This is a genomic window from Aliicoccus persicus (assembly GCF_900110815.1).
GTDB classification, from domain to species: domain Bacteria; phylum Bacillota; class Bacilli; order Staphylococcales; family Salinicoccaceae; genus Aliicoccus; species Aliicoccus persicus.
Genome location: NZ_FOIT01000001.1, coordinates 263,402 through 280,021 on the forward strand (window position 1 = coordinate 263,402; position 16,620 = coordinate 280,021).

The 16,620-nt window shown below is 35.7% G+C and carries 18 protein-coding genes and 1 tRNA gene; 16 read left to right on the forward strand and 3 right to left on the reverse strand.

Features of this window, described 5'->3' with window-relative positions; translation table 11 throughout:
• Positions 1-48 precede the first annotated feature (48 nt).
• The 15 genes from BMW30_RS01180 (at position 49) to BMW30_RS01250 (ending at position 11,928) form a co-directional block, all read left to right on the forward strand.
• Entirely contained in the window at positions 49-660 is a 612-nt protein-coding gene (locus tag BMW30_RS01180; RefSeq protein WP_091473078.1) for a succinate dehydrogenase cytochrome b558 subunit, read from the forward strand.
• A gap of 17 nt (positions 661-677) precedes the next feature.
• Positions 678-2,441: a succinate dehydrogenase flavoprotein subunit gene (gene sdhA, locus BMW30_RS01185; protein WP_091473080.1), complete on the forward strand. Its 1,764-nt coding sequence runs from the start codon at positions 678-680 to the stop codon at positions 2,439-2,441.
• A gap of 3 nt (positions 2,442-2,444) precedes the next feature.
• The gene (sdhB, locus tag BMW30_RS01190) at positions 2,445-3,212 is read left to right on the forward strand and encodes a succinate dehydrogenase iron-sulfur subunit (RefSeq protein ID WP_091473082.1); all 768 of its coding nucleotides are present in this window, start codon (positions 2,445-2,447) and stop codon (positions 3,210-3,212) included.
• A 119-nt stretch (positions 3,213-3,331) separates the two neighbouring features.
• On the forward strand, positions 3,332-4,225 hold the full coding sequence (locus BMW30_RS01195) for a sensor histidine kinase (RefSeq protein ID WP_091473083.1): 894 nt from the start codon (positions 3,332-3,334) through the stop codon (positions 4,223-4,225).
• An 11-nt stretch (positions 4,226-4,236) separates the two neighbouring features.
• On the forward strand, positions 4,237-4,914 hold the full coding sequence (locus BMW30_RS01200; protein WP_091473085.1) for a response regulator transcription factor: 678 nt from the start codon (positions 4,237-4,239) through the stop codon (positions 4,912-4,914).
• An 83-nt stretch (positions 4,915-4,997) separates the two neighbouring features.
• Positions 4,998-5,930 (forward strand): ABC transporter ATP-binding protein, encoded by a 933-nt coding sequence (locus tag BMW30_RS01205; protein WP_091473087.1) that lies wholly within the window; start codon positions 4,998-5,000, stop codon positions 5,928-5,930.
• 10 nt (positions 5,931-5,940) lie between these two features.
• On the forward strand, positions 5,941-6,687 hold the full coding sequence (locus BMW30_RS01210) for an ABC transporter permease (protein ID WP_180366167.1): 747 nt from the start codon (positions 5,941-5,943) through the stop codon (positions 6,685-6,687).
• A gap of 212 nt (positions 6,688-6,899) precedes the next feature.
• Positions 6,900-7,346, forward strand: coding sequence for a MarR family winged helix-turn-helix transcriptional regulator (locus BMW30_RS01215; protein WP_091473091.1), 447 nt, complete (start codon positions 6,900-6,902; stop codon positions 7,344-7,346).
• Between the two features lie 19 nt (positions 7,347-7,365).
• Entirely contained in the window at positions 7,366-8,169 is an 804-nt protein-coding gene (gene murI, locus BMW30_RS01220; RefSeq protein ID WP_180366168.1) for a glutamate racemase, read from the forward strand.
• 9 nt (positions 8,170-8,178) lie between these two features.
• A complete protein-coding gene (locus BMW30_RS01225; protein WP_091473094.1) occupies positions 8,179-8,775 on the forward strand; it encodes an XTP/dITP diphosphatase in 597 nt (198 codons plus the stop codon).
• Between the two features lie 3 nt (positions 8,776-8,778).
• Positions 8,779-9,273: a YfcE family phosphodiesterase gene (locus BMW30_RS01230; protein WP_091473097.1), complete on the forward strand. Its 495-nt coding sequence runs from the start codon at positions 8,779-8,781 to the stop codon at positions 9,271-9,273.
• 85 nt (positions 9,274-9,358) lie between these two features.
• A complete protein-coding gene (locus BMW30_RS01235; RefSeq protein WP_091473098.1) occupies positions 9,359-9,739 on the forward strand; it encodes a VOC family protein in 381 nt (126 codons plus the stop codon).
• 88 nt (positions 9,740-9,827) lie between these two features.
• Entirely contained in the window at positions 9,828-10,205 is a 378-nt protein-coding gene (locus tag BMW30_RS01240) for a VOC family protein (RefSeq protein ID WP_425425790.1), read from the forward strand.
• A gap of 259 nt (positions 10,206-10,464) precedes the next feature.
• Positions 10,465-11,412 (forward strand): helix-turn-helix domain-containing protein, encoded by a 948-nt coding sequence (locus tag BMW30_RS01245; RefSeq protein ID WP_180366169.1) that lies wholly within the window; start codon positions 10,465-10,467, stop codon positions 11,410-11,412.
• Positions 11,413-11,469: 57 nt separating this feature from the next.
• On the forward strand, positions 11,470-11,928 hold the full coding sequence (locus BMW30_RS01250; RefSeq protein WP_091473102.1) for a small multi-drug export protein: 459 nt from the start codon (positions 11,470-11,472) through the stop codon (positions 11,926-11,928).
• Between the two features lie 89 nt (positions 11,929-12,017).
• On the opposite strand, the gene BMW30_RS01255 is transcribed toward BMW30_RS01250, so the two are convergent.
• Positions 12,018-13,544 (reverse strand): PQQ-dependent sugar dehydrogenase, encoded by a 1,527-nt coding sequence (locus BMW30_RS01255; RefSeq protein ID WP_245705606.1) that lies wholly within the window; start codon positions 13,542-13,544, stop codon positions 12,018-12,020.
• Positions 13,545-14,059: 515 nt separating this feature from the next.
• Positions 14,060-14,133 (reverse strand) — tRNA-Arg (locus tag BMW30_RS01260).
• 127 nt (positions 14,134-14,260) lie between these two features.
• On the opposite strand from BMW30_RS01260, the gene BMW30_RS01265 reads away from it, so the two are divergent.
• Positions 14,261-14,500 carry a hypothetical protein gene (locus BMW30_RS01265; protein ID WP_091473106.1) on the forward strand — a complete coding sequence of 80 codons (240 nt, stop codon included), beginning with the start codon at positions 14,261-14,263 and terminating at the stop codon, positions 14,498-14,500.
• Here the strand turns inward: BMW30_RS01265 and BMW30_RS01270 are convergent.
• Complete coding sequence (locus BMW30_RS01270) at positions 14,477-16,534, reverse strand: HelD family protein (protein ID WP_180366170.1); 2,058 nt, start codon at positions 16,532-16,534, stop codon at positions 14,477-14,479. The two genes, BMW30_RS01265 and BMW30_RS01270, sit on opposite strands and share 24 nt — an antisense overlap.
• Between the last annotated feature and the right edge of the window lie 86 nt (positions 16,535-16,620).

Sequence of the window (16,620 nt, forward strand, 5' to 3'; positions counted from 1 at the left end):
ATATATGTATTAAATGTATATTTATTCTGACAATGAGGGGGAACAACAGTGGCAAAACAAGATTTAAGTTTTGTTAACAGACGGGTGCACTCACTGCTAGGTGTACTTCCGCTAGGGGTATTCTTGATTCAACATTTAATTGTTAACCATCAGGCGACAGTTAGTGTTGAACGCTTTAATTGGGCAGCAGGAATTATGGGGCAATTGCCATTCGTAATTTTCCTAGAGATTTTCATTATCTACCTACCTATTTTGTTCCATGGTATTTACGGTGTTTACATCGCATTTACATCGAAGAGCAATGTAGGAAATTACAGTTCATTTAGAAACTGGATGTTCGTGTTACAGCGTTTTAGTGGGGTTATTGCATTTATTTTTATTGCCGTTCACGTATTCCAGACGCGCGTCCAAGTATTCTTTGGCGCTGAAGTTAACTTTGATATGGTAGCTGATATCGTGACGAACCCATTCTGGTTTGCATTTTGGTTTGTTGGTATTATTGCAACAGTATTCCACTTTGCGAACGGACTTTGGTCATTCGCAGTGACATGGGGTATTACACAATCTGCAAAATCTCAACAGATTATGGCATATGTTTCACTTGCTGTATTCGTTGTTGTTAGTGTGATTGGAATTCAAGCATTATTTGCATTTATTTAAATAAGGAGTGAATGATTTTGGCAAACAATAAAGTAATTATTGTTGGTGGTGGACTTGCTGGCTTAATGGCTGCAATTAAAGCGGCTGAAGCAGGTTCTCAAGTAGATATATTTTCAGTTGTTCCTGTAAAACGATCTCACTCCGTATGTGCTCAGGGTGGAATTAACGGGGCAGTGAATACGAAAGGTGAAGGTGACTCTCCATTACTTCACTTTGATGATACAGTTTACGGTGGTGACTTCTTAGCGAACCAACCACCAGTAAAAGCGATGTGTGAGGCAGCACCTGACATTATCCACCTATTGGATAGAATGGGTGTTATGTTCTCAAGAACACCTGAAGGGTTGCTTGATTTCCGTCGTTTCGGTGGTACATTATTCCACAGAACAGCATTTGCTGGTGCAACAACTGGTCAACAGTTACTATATGCACTCGATGAACAAGTGCGTAAATATGAAGTGGATGGTCTCGTAACGAAATATGAGGGCTGGGAGTTCTTAAGTGCAGTTATCGATGATGATGGGGCAGCACGAGGTGTTGTCGCTCAAAACATGACGACTGGTGAACTTGAAGCATTCAAATCAGATGCTGTAATTATGGCGTCTGGTGGTCCTGGTATTATCTTTGGTAAGTCGACAAACTCAATGATCAACACAGGATCAGCAGCAGCGGCAGTTTATCAGCAAGGTGTTGTGTATGCAAACGGTGAGTTCATTCAAATTCACCCAACTGCGATTCCTGGTGACGACAAGTTGCGTCTGATGAGTGAATCTGCTCGAGGTGAAGGTGGACGTGTTTGGACATATAAAGACGGTAAGCCATGGTACTTCCTAGAAGAGAAATACCCAGATTATGGTAACTTAGTACCGCGAGATATTGCGACGCGTGAAATTTTTGACGTGTGTGTGAATCAAAAACTCGGTATTAACGGTGAGAACATGGTGTACTTAGACCTGTCTCATAAGGATCCAAAAGAACTAGACATTAAGCTCGGTGGTATTATCGAAATCTATGAGAAGTTCACGGGTGATGACCCACGTAAAGTACCGATGAAAATCTTCCCAGCTGTACACTATTCAATGGGTGGACTTTATGTTGACTACAATCAGATGACGAATGTACCGGGTCTATTTGCTGCTGGTGAGTGTGATTATTCACAGCATGGTGGTAACCGTTTAGGTGCCAACTCATTACTATCTGCAATTTACGGTGGTATGGTTGCAGGACCAAATGCAATCGAATATGTGAAATCACTAGATAAACACATCGATGATGTCGATGAATCGATTTACGAACGTCAGTTAAAAATCGAACAAGATAAGTTCGATAAGATTCTTGCAATGAACGGTGAAGAAAACGCTTATCTGATCCACCGCGAACTTGGAGAATTAATGACAGACAACGTAACGGTCGTAAGATTTAATGACAAGCTTGAAGAGACAGACCGTAAGATTGTCGAATTGATGAAACGTTATGAAAACATTAATATCGGTGATACAAAACGATGGAGTAACCAAGCAGCATTCTTTACACGTCAGCTATGGAATATGCTCGTATTAGCACGAGTGATTACAATCGGTGCGTTGAACCGTAATGAATCACGCGGTGCGCATTACAAGCCAGATTTCCCTGAACGTAATGATGAAGAATGGTTAAAAACAACGAAAGCATATTACCAGGGACCACTTGAAGCACCGCGCTTTGAGTATGAAGACGTCGATGTAAGTCTTATCCCACCGCGTAAACGTGACTATTCGACAGCATCAAAAGGAGGTAAGTAAATCATGGAAGAGAACAAAACAATTACTCTGATGATCAAACGCCAAGAAAGTACTGAAACGGATTCATATTGGGAAGAATTTGAAGTACCATATCGTCCGAATATGAACGTAATCAGTGCATTGATGGAAATTCAACGAAATCCGGTAAACTCTAAAGGTGACAAAGTAGCCCCTGTAACTTGGGATCAAAGTTGTCTTGAAGAAGTTTGTGGCGCATGTTCAATGGTGATTAATGGTAAGGCGCGTCAATCGTGTACTGCACTAGTCGACCAAATTAAACAACCAATTAAATTGGAACCAATGAGCACATTCCCAGTGATTCGTGACTTACAAGTGGATCGTTCACAAATGTTCGATAGCTTAAAACGCGTACGTGCTTGGGTACCAATCGATGGTACTTATGATCTTGGACCTGGTCCGAGAATGCCAGAAAAACAACGTCAAGTGGCATATGAATTATCTAAATGTATGACTTGTGGTGTATGTTTAGAGGTGTGTCCGAACGTCAACGATAAATCAAACTTTATGGGTGCTGCACCTATTTCACAAGTTCGTTTATTCAACTTGCATCCTACTGGATCAATGAACAAAGATGAACGCCTTGATGCATTGATGGGTGTTGGTGGTGTTGCAGAATGTGGTATGTCACAAAACTGTGTCGCTGCATGTCCAAAAGGTATTCCATTAACGACTTCTATTGCTGCAATGCAAAGAGAAGCAAACTTCCATATGTTTAAATCATTCTTCGGAAGTGACCATGTCGTTAACTAATATTTGTTGCTGTAATCCTGAAACACGAAAGTGTTTCGGGATTTTTTGTTTTTATCGTCTAATTCTTGCGTTTAGTATAATGGTTATATACTAAAAAGTACGACAGAAGGAGGGCCATCATGATCTACATCATCATCGTTTTATTCGCATTACTCGTTGCTAGTTCCATATATATGATTTACTATAAGCGTCAGATTAAAAACATTAGTGAACAACTCAATTTTGTTTTAGAACATCAATCTTTTAAATTCATTCAAACTGATATTAGACCGAAGGAAATTATGAATCTTGTCGCAAACTGTAACACGTTGCTAGAATCAAGTCGTGAACTTGATAGGAACTATTTAGAAAGAAATGAAGTCATCAACCAGACCATTGTCAGCCTCTCACATGACATTCGAACACCGCTCACATCGCTTGATGGTTATTTACAACTTGCAAGTCGACAGAGCAGTGATAATGAATATATCACGATGGCGTCATCACGTGTAAAGCAGCTTAACAAGGTGGTGGATGAACTCTTCTTATATACGAAACTGCAAAATCCGGACTATGAACTCGACTTGGAAACAATCGATATCAGTCCTTTTATTACCCGTGAGTTGTTCGAATTTCATAATGACTTCCAAAAGATCAGTACAGAACCAATCATTAATTTACCAGACAAAAAAATTATGGTATCTATAAATACACATGCATTAGAACGGGTGATTAACAATGTCATTAAAAACTATTTTGATCATGGTCAGGATGAATTAGAAATCCAACATCACACGGAAGATAGAGAAGTAACAATCACATTTAAAAATGCCATCGTACCCGGTGCTGAAATAAATTCAAAAGATTTATTCACAAAGTTTTATAAAACAGATCGATCTCGTTCAGATCAAACATCCGGACTCGGTTTATCGATCATCGAATCATTAATGACTAAAATGAATGGTAAAGTGAATGCGACTGTTGAGAATGGAATGTTCAGCATCCATTTAACATTTAAGAGATTAGATACATAGGAGGTTTAAAGATGCATAAAATACTAATAATAGAAGATGATTCAGACATAAATAAAGTCATCACCGATACGCTCACTACGAGTGGCTATGAAACTACATCTGCTTACTCAGGTACTGAAGGACTCATGCATCTCAGCCAAAATACATTTGACTTGGTCATTCTCGATTTAATGTTGCCTGGCCTTAAAGGGGAAGAACTGATTGTAAAGTTTAGAAAAGAGTTAGAATCAGATACACCTGTGATTATTCTTTCAGCAAAAGACAAACTTGACCATAAACTTGATCTGTTTGAACGTGGGGCGGATGATTATATGACGAAACCATTTGAAATTGAAGAGTTGCTCGCACGTGTGTCTGTTCAATTAAAACGCAGTTCAAACAAAATGAAAGAAACGATGCATCAGCATAAGCAGTTAAAAGTAAATTCAGATACGTTAGAAATACATATTGACGACACACCAATCGTTTTCACACGTAAGGAGTTTAAAATTATAGAACTGTTGATTAAAAATCCGACACGCATTTTCTCAAAAGAAGATTTATATGAAATGGCTTGGGATGAGTTGTATATTGGTGAAGATAAAACAGTGACGGTACACGTGAGTAATATTAGACATAAATTAAAAGAAGTGACTGATGAGCCATATATAGACACCGTGTGGGGCATTGGCTTTAAACTAAGCAAATAAAGGCTTTGAACTTTCTTTATATTTCCTTAGCGTTCATTTAACCTGGTTCCTTTAATATATGTCAGTAAGAGGAGGTTGTTATTATGTCAGATATACTGATACAAGTGAATCAGTTAACGAAAACGTACAACAACAAAAATTCCGTCAGCGATGCAAATTTCAGCATTCGCAAAGGTGACATATTCGGGTTGATCGGTAAAAATGGCGCGGGGAAGTCCACATTATTAAAGATGATTGCTGGATTTATTCATCCAACAGCTGGTGACATCAGGTTATTTAATCATGATGTCGATAGTAATCATACGTACTTTGAACGCATTGGTGTCCTCATTGAACAACCGGGTCTTTATCCGTATTATAGTGGTTATCGAAACTTAGAACTCATCGCTATCAGCTATGGTTTAAAAGATAAAGAAACACATATAAACAAAGTTCTATCACAAGTTGGTCTAGAGAAAGACAAAGATGTGAAAGTAAAAAATTACTCAATGGGGATGAAACAGCGCCTCGGTATCGCTTTAGCTTTGTTAGGTAATCCTGATATTTTGATTTTAGACGAATCTATAAATGGACTCGATCCTGAGGGAATCGTCGATATTCGACATTTAATTATGGAGCTAAACAAGTCAGGGATGACGATAATTATTGCTAGTCATATACTCGAAGAGTTATCTAAAATCGCAACGCGATATGCAGTGATTAATCAAGGAGAAATACTTGAGATTTTATCACGTGATGAACTGCTCGAGACATGTGAAGAAAGAATAGAATTAGAAGTCGATGATATAAAACAAGTACTGCCAGTTTTAGAACAATATCTTGATGTGCAAACTTACAAAGTTATGGATTCGAAATCCGTCCATATATTTGATACACATGTTGAAGTGCAACAGGTGATCAAATTATTATCGAAGAACGAATTAAGCATCCATTCAATTACGAAACATAAACAGAGCCTGGAGCAATATTTCTTAGAGCGTACAGGCGTAGAAAGTGTAGGTGTTTCTAATGATTAGTATGATTCGAATGGAGTTTAGTAGATTCTTTACGAACAAGATGATGTATATACTACTTGTTGTATTTATGGCATTTCAAATGTTTGGAGCGTTTATGAATGCACAGTTTGAAACAATATCACCAATCAGTGGTCAGAATGTTGTAGACATCACACAAAGTGAGTATATGCAAATGATCTTGGCACAATCACCATCGTGGGTCATGTTATATATCGGTATCTTTACAGTATCGTTCTATATGAGTGAGTATAACAATGGTTTCCATAAGAATTTTATCTCAATGGAAAATGCACGTGTACAAATAGTTATTGCAAAGCTACTCGTGCTAGGAATGTTTACATTGCTCATGTTCGTCATTATGATTTTTACAGATTTTGTCGGTCGTGCGATTTTCTTTGAAAATACTAATATTGGGGATCCACTAAACTTTATAAAAATAATAGTTGGACAATTCCTTTTACACTGGGCATTCGTCGCTGTCGTACTATGCATTACGATGATTGTGAGACGAATGGTGGCCAACATTGTAATTACTGTACTTCTTGCATTAAATGTAATTGGTATGCTGCTATCAGCACTAGAATCATTGATTCATGATGGTTCGATCACATCATATTTACTCATTAACACAATTACATCACCGATGGATTATAATAATACAGGTGATTTTCTACATGTGATTATCGTTGCGCTTGTTTACTTCGCCGTTGCAACAGCTATTTCAGTACGATTTAAACAGAAAGAAGATTTACATTGATAAATACGATTACTTATTGGTGTCGTGCTTACTCACGACGATTTTCTGAGTTGGCACAAGCAATGGGATGTTCTCTGATTCATTCAGAGAATATCCCATTTTTGCATAAATTTCACAAAAAAATTAAGTAAAAAGTTATCAAATATAGAAATTTTTCTAATAATTATTTCGAATTGCGTTATAATATAGAAAAACATCAATCTTTGGAGGCGATGACAATAGATAAAGAATCGATTGAATCTATCGAAAGATCCATGCGTATCATTTCAAACCGTGTTCGTTTATATGGTCGTGAGGTACTAAAGGAGTATAACTTATCTACACTACAATTTATTGCACTGCAAATCGCAAATGATAAGGAAGGTATAACAATCGGTGATTTATCTAAGCGATTAGGTCTTGCGCATTCAACAACGACGGATATCGTTGATAAGTTAGAACGCAGTGGATTTGTGCGTCGTGAAAAGTATGAAAAAGATAAACGTATCGTACTCGTTCTTGTTTTAGAGCGTGCTGATGATGTAATCGGACAAGTCATTGAGAAACGTATCGAGTACATGAAGGAAGTTACTGAACATTTAACTAATGATGAATCGAAGCAGTTAAAAGAAATATTAAATTCAGTAAAAGTGAAGATGGACGAACTTTCAGAATATTGAAGAGTAAAGGAAGATTAATTTGAACAATCAACCCATAGGTATATTGGACTCAGGTGTCGGTGGATTAACAGTTACACAAACGTTGCTTAGGGAATTATCAAATGAATCTTTTATATATGTGGCTGATATGAAGGGATACCCATACGGCGATAAAACACTTGAAGAAGCTCAAACATTCATCCTAAAAGCAACTGATTTCTTATACGACCAGGGTGTGAAGATGATCGTGTTTGCTTGTAATACAGCAACGGCTGCAGCAATTGAAGTCGCTAAACGACGATATCCTATACCTGTGATTGGTGTAATAGAACCAACTGCTCGTCTTGCATCACGTACAACGACGAATAATCAAATTTTGTTACTTGCAACAGAAAGTACAGTGAAAAGTAATTATTATGCACAAGAAATCAACAGAATTAATCCAGATATTCGCGTGATTAGTAAAGGGTGTTCAACGTTTGCGCCATTTATTGAATCTGGTGGTTATCATGACAGAGTAGAGAGTTTGTTGACGATTGATAATGAAATTAATGGTTATAAGGATACACCGGCAGATACAATAATTTTAGGTTGTACACATTATCCAATGTTAAGAGAAACATTAGAGGAATATTTTAATCATTCTAAAACATTCGTTGATTCGTCGAATGAAACTTTAAAAGACATTCAATTTATCTTAAGTCATGAAGATTTGTACAATGATAGCATGAATGTCACTGCACGTTTACAGGTATATTTAACAGCGGAAAGCAAAACGTTTGAAAGCATTCTAAATGAATGGTTGCCAAATGAAAAATATTCGCTTAATGTCATAGAATTATAAGGGGATCTTATGAATGAAATTGTCGTTGCTTCAGGCAACAAAGGAAAGATTCGTGAATTTAAAGAGATATTTTCAAATTTGAATATAAGCGTTGTCGGTATTAAAGATAAAGTGCCAGATTTCGATGTGGATGAAACGGGTACAACTTTCGAAGAAAATGCCATTTTAAAAGCAGAAGCTGCTTCTACGCTGTTAAACTTACCAGTCATTAGCGATGATTCTGGATTGGAAGTTGACGTATTGAATGGAGAACCAGGCGTTTATTCGGCTAGATATGCTGGAGATTTAGGCGATGATGCAAATAACAAAAAACTTTTGGAAAATATGAAAGACCAATCGAATAGACGTGCACGATTTGTTTCGGTCATTGCTGTAGCAATACCAAATAAACAAACGATTACGTTTACTGGAACAATTGAAGGGAATATATTAACTAGTTTAATCGGTCATAATGGTTTTGGGTATGATCCGTTGTTTGAAACACTTGACGGTTTGAAGTTTGGTGAGATTAGTCTTGAAGATAAGAACAAGATTAGTCATCGTGCCAATGCTTTAAAGAAACTGCAAAACGATCAAACACTGCTAAATCTTTTGAAAGGAGAATAATTCATGCGAGTACTTATAGTTAGTGATAACCATGGTGAGGAAAGAATTTGTCGCAGTGCACATGAAGAACAAAAATGTGATATCAATATTCATTTAGGTGATAGTGAATTTCCATATAGCTATGAAGAAATGCAAATGTTTCACTGTGTAAGAGGGAACTGTGACAAAGATGAGAATTATCCCATGAGTGGCTTTTTGGATGATGTTAAGATTTTCTACACTCATGGCCATAAGCATAAAATTAAAGGTGATTCTAGAGAAATACTCGCTAAAAAAGCAGAAGAAAAACAGGCGAAGTATGCATTATATGGTCACTCACATGTTGCTAAAGTCGAAAGAATTGGGTCGGTGTTTTGCATTAATCCAGGCAGTATTTCACGATCAAGAAGTAATATCGAAGAGACATATGCTGTGCTTGATACTGTAAAAGATCATCTTACTTTCTTTAATCGTAGACATAATGTTGTCGAAGAATATGATTTGAATCAAATATACTAATTCAACTAAACTCCTATAGCAAATGTGTTATCGGAGTTATTTTTGTTTTTATTTAGATATATTAAATTTAACTGGGGAGATTAAAATGTTTAAAAATCTTGGACAAGTCATGGTGTATGTAAAAAACTTAGACGCAGCAAAAGCATTTTGGACAGAAAAATCTGGCTTTAGCCTAATTGATGACCAAATAGAGGGTGACATACGTTGGATTGAAATAGCTCCAACAAAAGAATCTGAAACAAGTATCGTATTGCATGACAAAGCAGTGATAGCTAAGATGTCACCAGAATTAAATTTGGGTACACCGTCATTGATGTTTATTACAGATGACGTCGAAGGTTTATATCAAGAATTTAAGAACAAACAGATTACTGTCGGTGACCTTGTCGAAATGCCTACTGGTAAAGTATTTAATTTTGCAGATGATGAAGACAATTACTTTGCGGTTATGCAACCAAATGAATGATATGAATCTTTAAAAAGGAGTATTTTGATTATGATCGGTGTAGAGATTGATATGGTTGTTACAGATAGCTTAAAAGCACTGTAATTATATGAAAAAATTTTTGAGATCGAACGCATTGAGGTTGACAGATTTTCCAAAAGGTGAAAATGAAGTAGTCTTCTCTTTGTATGACGTACGCTTTCACATGCTAGATGAAAATCCAGACTTTGATTTAAAGGCACCGAAGGCAGATGATCCAAAACCAATTTGGTTTAACATTATGGTACCTGATATCAACGAAACATTTAATAAGGCGATACGTAATGGATGTAAAGAAATTCAGCCGGTCACAGCTTTAGAAGATTATGGTGTATCTAATGCAATATTTAGTGATGATTTTGGCTATATATGGATGTTACACCAAGTGCATAAAGAAGTTAGTTTTGAAGAGCGAACGAGACTGTGGGAAGAAAAGAGAGAAAATTAAGCGATCATGAAATTGCAAGGATCTATCATTTAAAACTCCGATAGAAAGTTGTTATCGGAGTTTTTTTGTTTCAAAAAGTAAGACAATTTAGTAGCAACTAACAATTATATAAAATTTTAACTATTATTAAATAACTCAAATATTAAAGAGAAATTTCCATGACTTTTATAACTAAATTTATTATTTGTAAATTGATTCCTATAGTAGTATAATTATTTATATTACATAATGATATCCATAAATTGAAAAGGTGATGACCATGGCTGATAAGAACAACAAGATTTTAGGTGCACGCATCAAGAAAGCTCGTCTTGCTAAAGGTTTCACGCAAGCCAAGCTTGCTGAGGGTATTTGCACGCAAGCTCAAATTAGTAATATTGAAAAGGGGACGAATAACGACAATCCTTCTTCTCATACATTATTTCTATTAAGCGAAAAGTTAGATACGAGCATGAGTTATTTGTACGGACAAGACAATGCGTTTCATGGCAATGTCCAAGATATTGAATTTGATGAATTAAGAGAAATTATCAATAGAATCAAATCAAGACGAGATTATGAAACATTGAATTATATTATTAAACATGAGTTAGAAAATTTTAATAATACAGATGAGTTCTTTAATCAATATTTACAATGGCACAAAGCACTGGTTGTGTATTACGTCGAAGATAATTTTGAAAAAGCAGAATCACTCATTCTTAATGCACTTAACATTACTATCGGTGAAGAAAGTTTAAGAACGACGACACAAAAAATTCGTGTAAAGATGAGTTATTCTAATTTCTTAATGAATCAAGAGCGTCATGATGAGGCGAAGGTCTTATTGGATGAATGTATGTCGGATTACGATGAACTGATCCAGAATAATAGCATGTCATTTGAATTATTGGAATTACACAATTATTTAATTTTAAACTTATCTAATATATACTTTAATCAACAAAAGTATGAAGAGATACTTGAACTGATTTCTAAAGCGATAGAACAATCTCATAAATATAATTCAATGGTGTCACTTGGTGACTTCTATTATCAAATTGCCTTGGCAAATAAACGATTAAATCATCTCGAGTTATACTTTATGAACGTCGAAAAGGCACTAACTATTTTCGATTTGCAAAGAAACGATCAGATGTATATGTTCGTTTCAAAGAAGCTAGAACTTACAAATAAAGAGCTAGAACTACTTACAGTTTCAAAATAGGTGTTTTAAAAGTCATCTTTTTAGATGACTTTTTATTTTTAATGAGAGGAGCTTTAGATGGATCAACTCGTTTTTTACTTCGCCCTCATGTTGCTCGCAAGTATACCTTGGATTGAGGCATCGTTTGCAGTTCCTATAGCAATACTGACTGGTGCAAATCCTGTCATATCATTTATCGTGGGCATGTTTGGAAATATTGTAACGCTGTTGCTCGCAGTTGTGTTTGCTTCACAGATTAAGGAATGGTTGAACAAACGAAAAAGAACAAAGTCTACGAAACGTGTTACGAATACATTTGAGAAATATGGATTAGTTGGTGCAGCATTGCTAGGTCCAATACTGTTGGGATCACATATCGTTGCAATCATTGCAATTTCAATGAATATACCAAAACGGCAGACGTTTATATACGTTTCTTTAGGTACAGCATTGTGGGCGATTGTCTTGTCAGTACTTGTACAATTCGGTATCGATTTATTCGGTCTTGAAAACATGAGACTTTTAGATGGAGCTTAATAAAATCTGACACAAAAAAAGCTGAGACCAAAAATAATTTAAGGTCTCAGCTTTATTATTGTTTAAGATCTAAAAGTGGGGGAGTTAAATTACTCTGCATCCTCTTCTTCTACATCTTCTTCAGCGTCCGCATCTTCTTCAGCATCAGCGTCTTCTTCAGCATCTGCATCTTCTTCTGTATCTTCATCAGTATCAGCGTCTTCTTCAGTATCTGCATCTTCTTCAGTATCTGCATCTTCTCCAGTATCTGCATCTTCTTCAGTATCTGCATCTTCTTCAGTGTCTACGTCTTCCTCATTATCTACATCATCTTCAGTATCAACGTCCTCTTCAGTATCTACATCTTCAGAATCGTCATCATCTTCGACAGCTTCGCCACCATCTGCAGCAGTAATTACATAAATCTTACCACTATCAGTACCGGCAATAAGTTTACCGTCAGAAGTAACTAATACATCACGGAAGCGTTCGCCTTCTTCTGTTAATAGACGCTCTTCACCAACAATTGTATCGCCTTCAATGACCATACGTAAAACATAGTTTGGTGCTAAACCACCGATGAATAGGTTGTTCTCCCATTCAGGAATTGCATCGTTATCGTAGAACATCATACCACTTGGTGCTGATGTTGGATCCCAGTAGTATCTCGGTTCAACAAATCCTTGTGCTTCATGTTCTGAAATACCATCGTTGATTAATTCACCAGAATACTCGATACCATAAGAAACGACTGGCCAACCGTAGTTGTTACCTGGCTCGATAATGTTAAGTTCGTCACCAGCTTGTGGTCCAAACTCAACAATCCATAAATCATTCGTTTCTGGATGGAAGTCGATACCTTGGATGTTACGGTGACCATAAGTATAAATACCATCTAAAGCTTCTTCATCATCGATGAATGGGTTAGTATCTACAGGTTCACCTTCTGGTGTAATATGAATGACCTTACCAAGATAAGCATCTAAATCTTGTGCACGTTCACGAATTGGGTCATCTGAACGTTCACCAGTTGTAACAAAAATGTTTCCTTCTTCGTTAAAGACGATACGTCCACCATAGTGTAATGTACCATCATATCCTGGTTCAGCTTGGAAGATCACTTCAAGATCTTCTAATTGAGACTCATCTTCTGATAATACACCTCTAGCAACAGCTGTTAATGTACCATCATCGACATCTTGAGCAAATGTCATGTAAACCATTCTTGACTCTTCAAAGTCAGGAGCTAGTGCTAAATCGAGCAAACCACCTTGACCTTCATTGTTAATTTCAGGTGTACCTTCGATTGGATCTGAAACAGTACCATCTACAATATTTACAAGTAGTAATTCGCCAGTGTCTCTTTGAGTGACTAAGATACGATCTTCATCAAATTCAACCATACCCCATACTACGTCAAGTCCTTCTGCAACGACTTCAACGTTTAACTCAGTTTCTGTTTCTACTGCAGGTGCTCTCGTTTGTTCTTCAAAAGCTCTTTCGAATTCAGTTACCTTTGGCTCTGATTCTGCTGATCCATCATCTTCTTGAGCGAGTGCAGGTGCAGCTAAAGTTAAACCAGCTGCAATAGTTGCAAGTGCTAGTGATGACTTAAATAATGAATATTTGCTTTTCAAAATTATCAACCTTTCAAAGTGTATTTAAAAGCTTCGCATTGATCCAAGTGTAACGTGACAATCGTTTCTACGTTAGAGCTGATCAAAGCAATTCGAACTCTATTGATAATCATAATTATACATCTATTTAGATTTAAATCAATGATTACAACTCGAAACTGTGTCATTATACGACCTTAGTATGATTAAAATCACACGTGTATAATTCTACAACTTTTTGGTAATATGTAATCGTTCACAATGTTGATTCTATCGTGTTTATATCTTTAAAGTTTATCTGGTGATTAATATAATGGTTTCTAGATTTTAATGAAATATAAAAATAATTAAGTTATTTAATATCTATTCCTCATGAAACTTTAATGTATAATATGTATATGATATTCATTAATTGTATTAAATTTACAACGCTTAAATTATTATAATCTGATAATTAAATATTGAATTTAGAATAATAAAAAACCGTTAAATCCAAAGTAGAGAGGATTTAACGGTTTAATATTTAAGAAAATTTACGTCCTGGGAGGGATTCGAACCCCCGACCGATAGCTTAGAAGGCTATTGCTCTATCCAGCTGAGCTACCAGGACATCATTTAATCGACAAGATTTATTATAACTCAACTATTTGATCGATGTCAAACACCATTTTAACAATATTTACTGTGCTATAATTTACCATAATTATTATAAAGAATTAAGGAAAGGAGCGACAACAATGAACAGGGTCAACATATACTTATCAACAGCATTTGTTATTATTGCGCTCCTATATTTTTCAATCATGTATTTAAACTTTTCTATTAATCATGAAATGATCATTATTCTTTCAGCAATACTATTTGTTATTACAAGCTATCTATTGTACAAAAGTAAATTCAAGTTTAATCCAATCAACGTTGGCATCTTATTGTTTACACCACTTATGATTATCTCACTGCTTGTTCAACAAGTATAAATGACGTGTGGCGCGCGAAGCTAATACATAGTGTACATTCTGTCTGTCACTATATTCATCGCTATCAACAACAATGACGGTATTGAACTCAAATCCCTTTGCTAAATAGTAGGGAAGTATCAAATGATTTCGATTGTAGATCGTATCTTCATCTTGTAAATGTTTAAAAGTCGGATGTTTATCTTTAATTTGTTCATAGATTTCCGTGCTCAGTTCTCTTGAAGGTGTGATGATTGCAATTTGGTTATCATTGTTTGTAATAATCGATTCAATTGATTGAATTAAATCTGTGTAGTTTATATGTTGAACTTCGTCACCATCTACTGAGACAGATTCAATCGAGTTTGGCTTTATTGTATTTAAATATTCGTTGATTTGATTTGTCGAACGATACGATTGAACTAAATATTTTTGCACTTGATTCTTAAGATTTAAAGGATCGATTGCTGCCAGATGTAAGCGTTGGTTTAAGTCACCAAGGCTCGTAAATGTTGCACGTGAAAAATATGTTTTTAATGCTTTGAACTGAACGTTTGAGTAGTCTTGGACTTCATCGACAAGGACATGTCTGATATGGGTATCACGGACATCTGTGATGTACATGATTATAAGTAACATTGGTCCAAGGTCTTCATACTTATAGTTATTTTGTTTAATAGAATCAATGGTTTCTAATCTTGTGTTCTTGTGTGTCAATGAGTTGATATAGATGTTTTCGATATGAACGAAACGATAGTGCAGAATCATACGATGTACTTTTTTGTACATTTTAACGGCCTTTTTATGAGCTTCTTGTTTTAGCTCATGATCTTCGCCGATGTATTTGTCGCTTTCTTTCATTTCATTATAGAGTGATTGTGTCTTCAATTTAACGCGGTTGTTTACCATTTTAATGAGCTTTTTACGCATATCAAAGATACGAGCACGGATGTTTACACTATTTGCATACTGATAAAAATCATGTTTGAGTTGTTCTCTACTGATAAGAGCACCTTCATCTGACATCAGTGTTCTAAAGTACATATTTTTGTGTGTAAGATTGAAGAGGTATTCTTCAAGATGTTCTAAATAGAACATACTATTTTTATATTTATAGCTCGTGTGATCTTCAATTTCCAACCGTCTCATGTTTTCTGTTAAGCCTTCAAATTTTCTGCTACGCAAGTAAGGTATTTTATTTTTAATGGTAAAGAAAGTTGAGCTCTCTACATTGTCTTCTCCTAGCTCTGGTAATACATCTGAAAGATAGTCATTGAATACTTCATTTGGGTTGAGCAACAGAATTTTATCTGCGGATAATGAGTCTCTATGATGGTAGAGTAAATAGGCAATGCGTTGCATTGCAAGTGACGTTTTACCGCTTCCTGGCGGACCAAAGACGAGTGTATCTTGTGCCAATGGTTGACGAATAATGACGTTTTGCTCTGCTTGAATCGTCGTGACGATATTCTTAAGTTTTGTTTGAGATGTATCTGTTAATAAGCGCTGCAGCACTTCATCTCCGATATACATATCACTATCAAACATATTTAGTAGTTTAGAATTTTCGATTATAAATTGTCTGCGTTCTGAAACATTCGCTTCAATCGTTTCCCCGTTCGGTACTTTATAAGATAGTTGTCCAATAATATTTTCATAGAACAATCCAGCAACTGGTGTTCGCCAATCATATATCAGTATATTGTGATCATCATCTCTAAATGTCATGTTGCCGATGTACACTTCTTCATTATCAATAATTAGTTTTCCGAAGTACGGTTTGTTAATGATTGACTGGAGGAATTCAAGTAACTCTGAAGTACGTGTAAACTGCATTTCTTTGATACGGATATTTGGCAATTCAGACATGAAGTCCATGATGTCTCCGTCTTCATAGTCAACAACGTTGGAATAACTCTCAACCATCTCTGCTCGCGACTCTATTATTTCGGCTGTTTGAGATGCTCTATGCCGTGTTATTTTATTGAAATAATTATTAATAAAATTAACCATATTCTCTAGATGATTAACTTCTTGTTCAAATGATTTTTTCATCGTCATTCCCCCCGTAAGGCATTATACTACGACTTAATAATATATATCAGTCTATAATTTTTTGGAAATATAATGTATAATAGTAG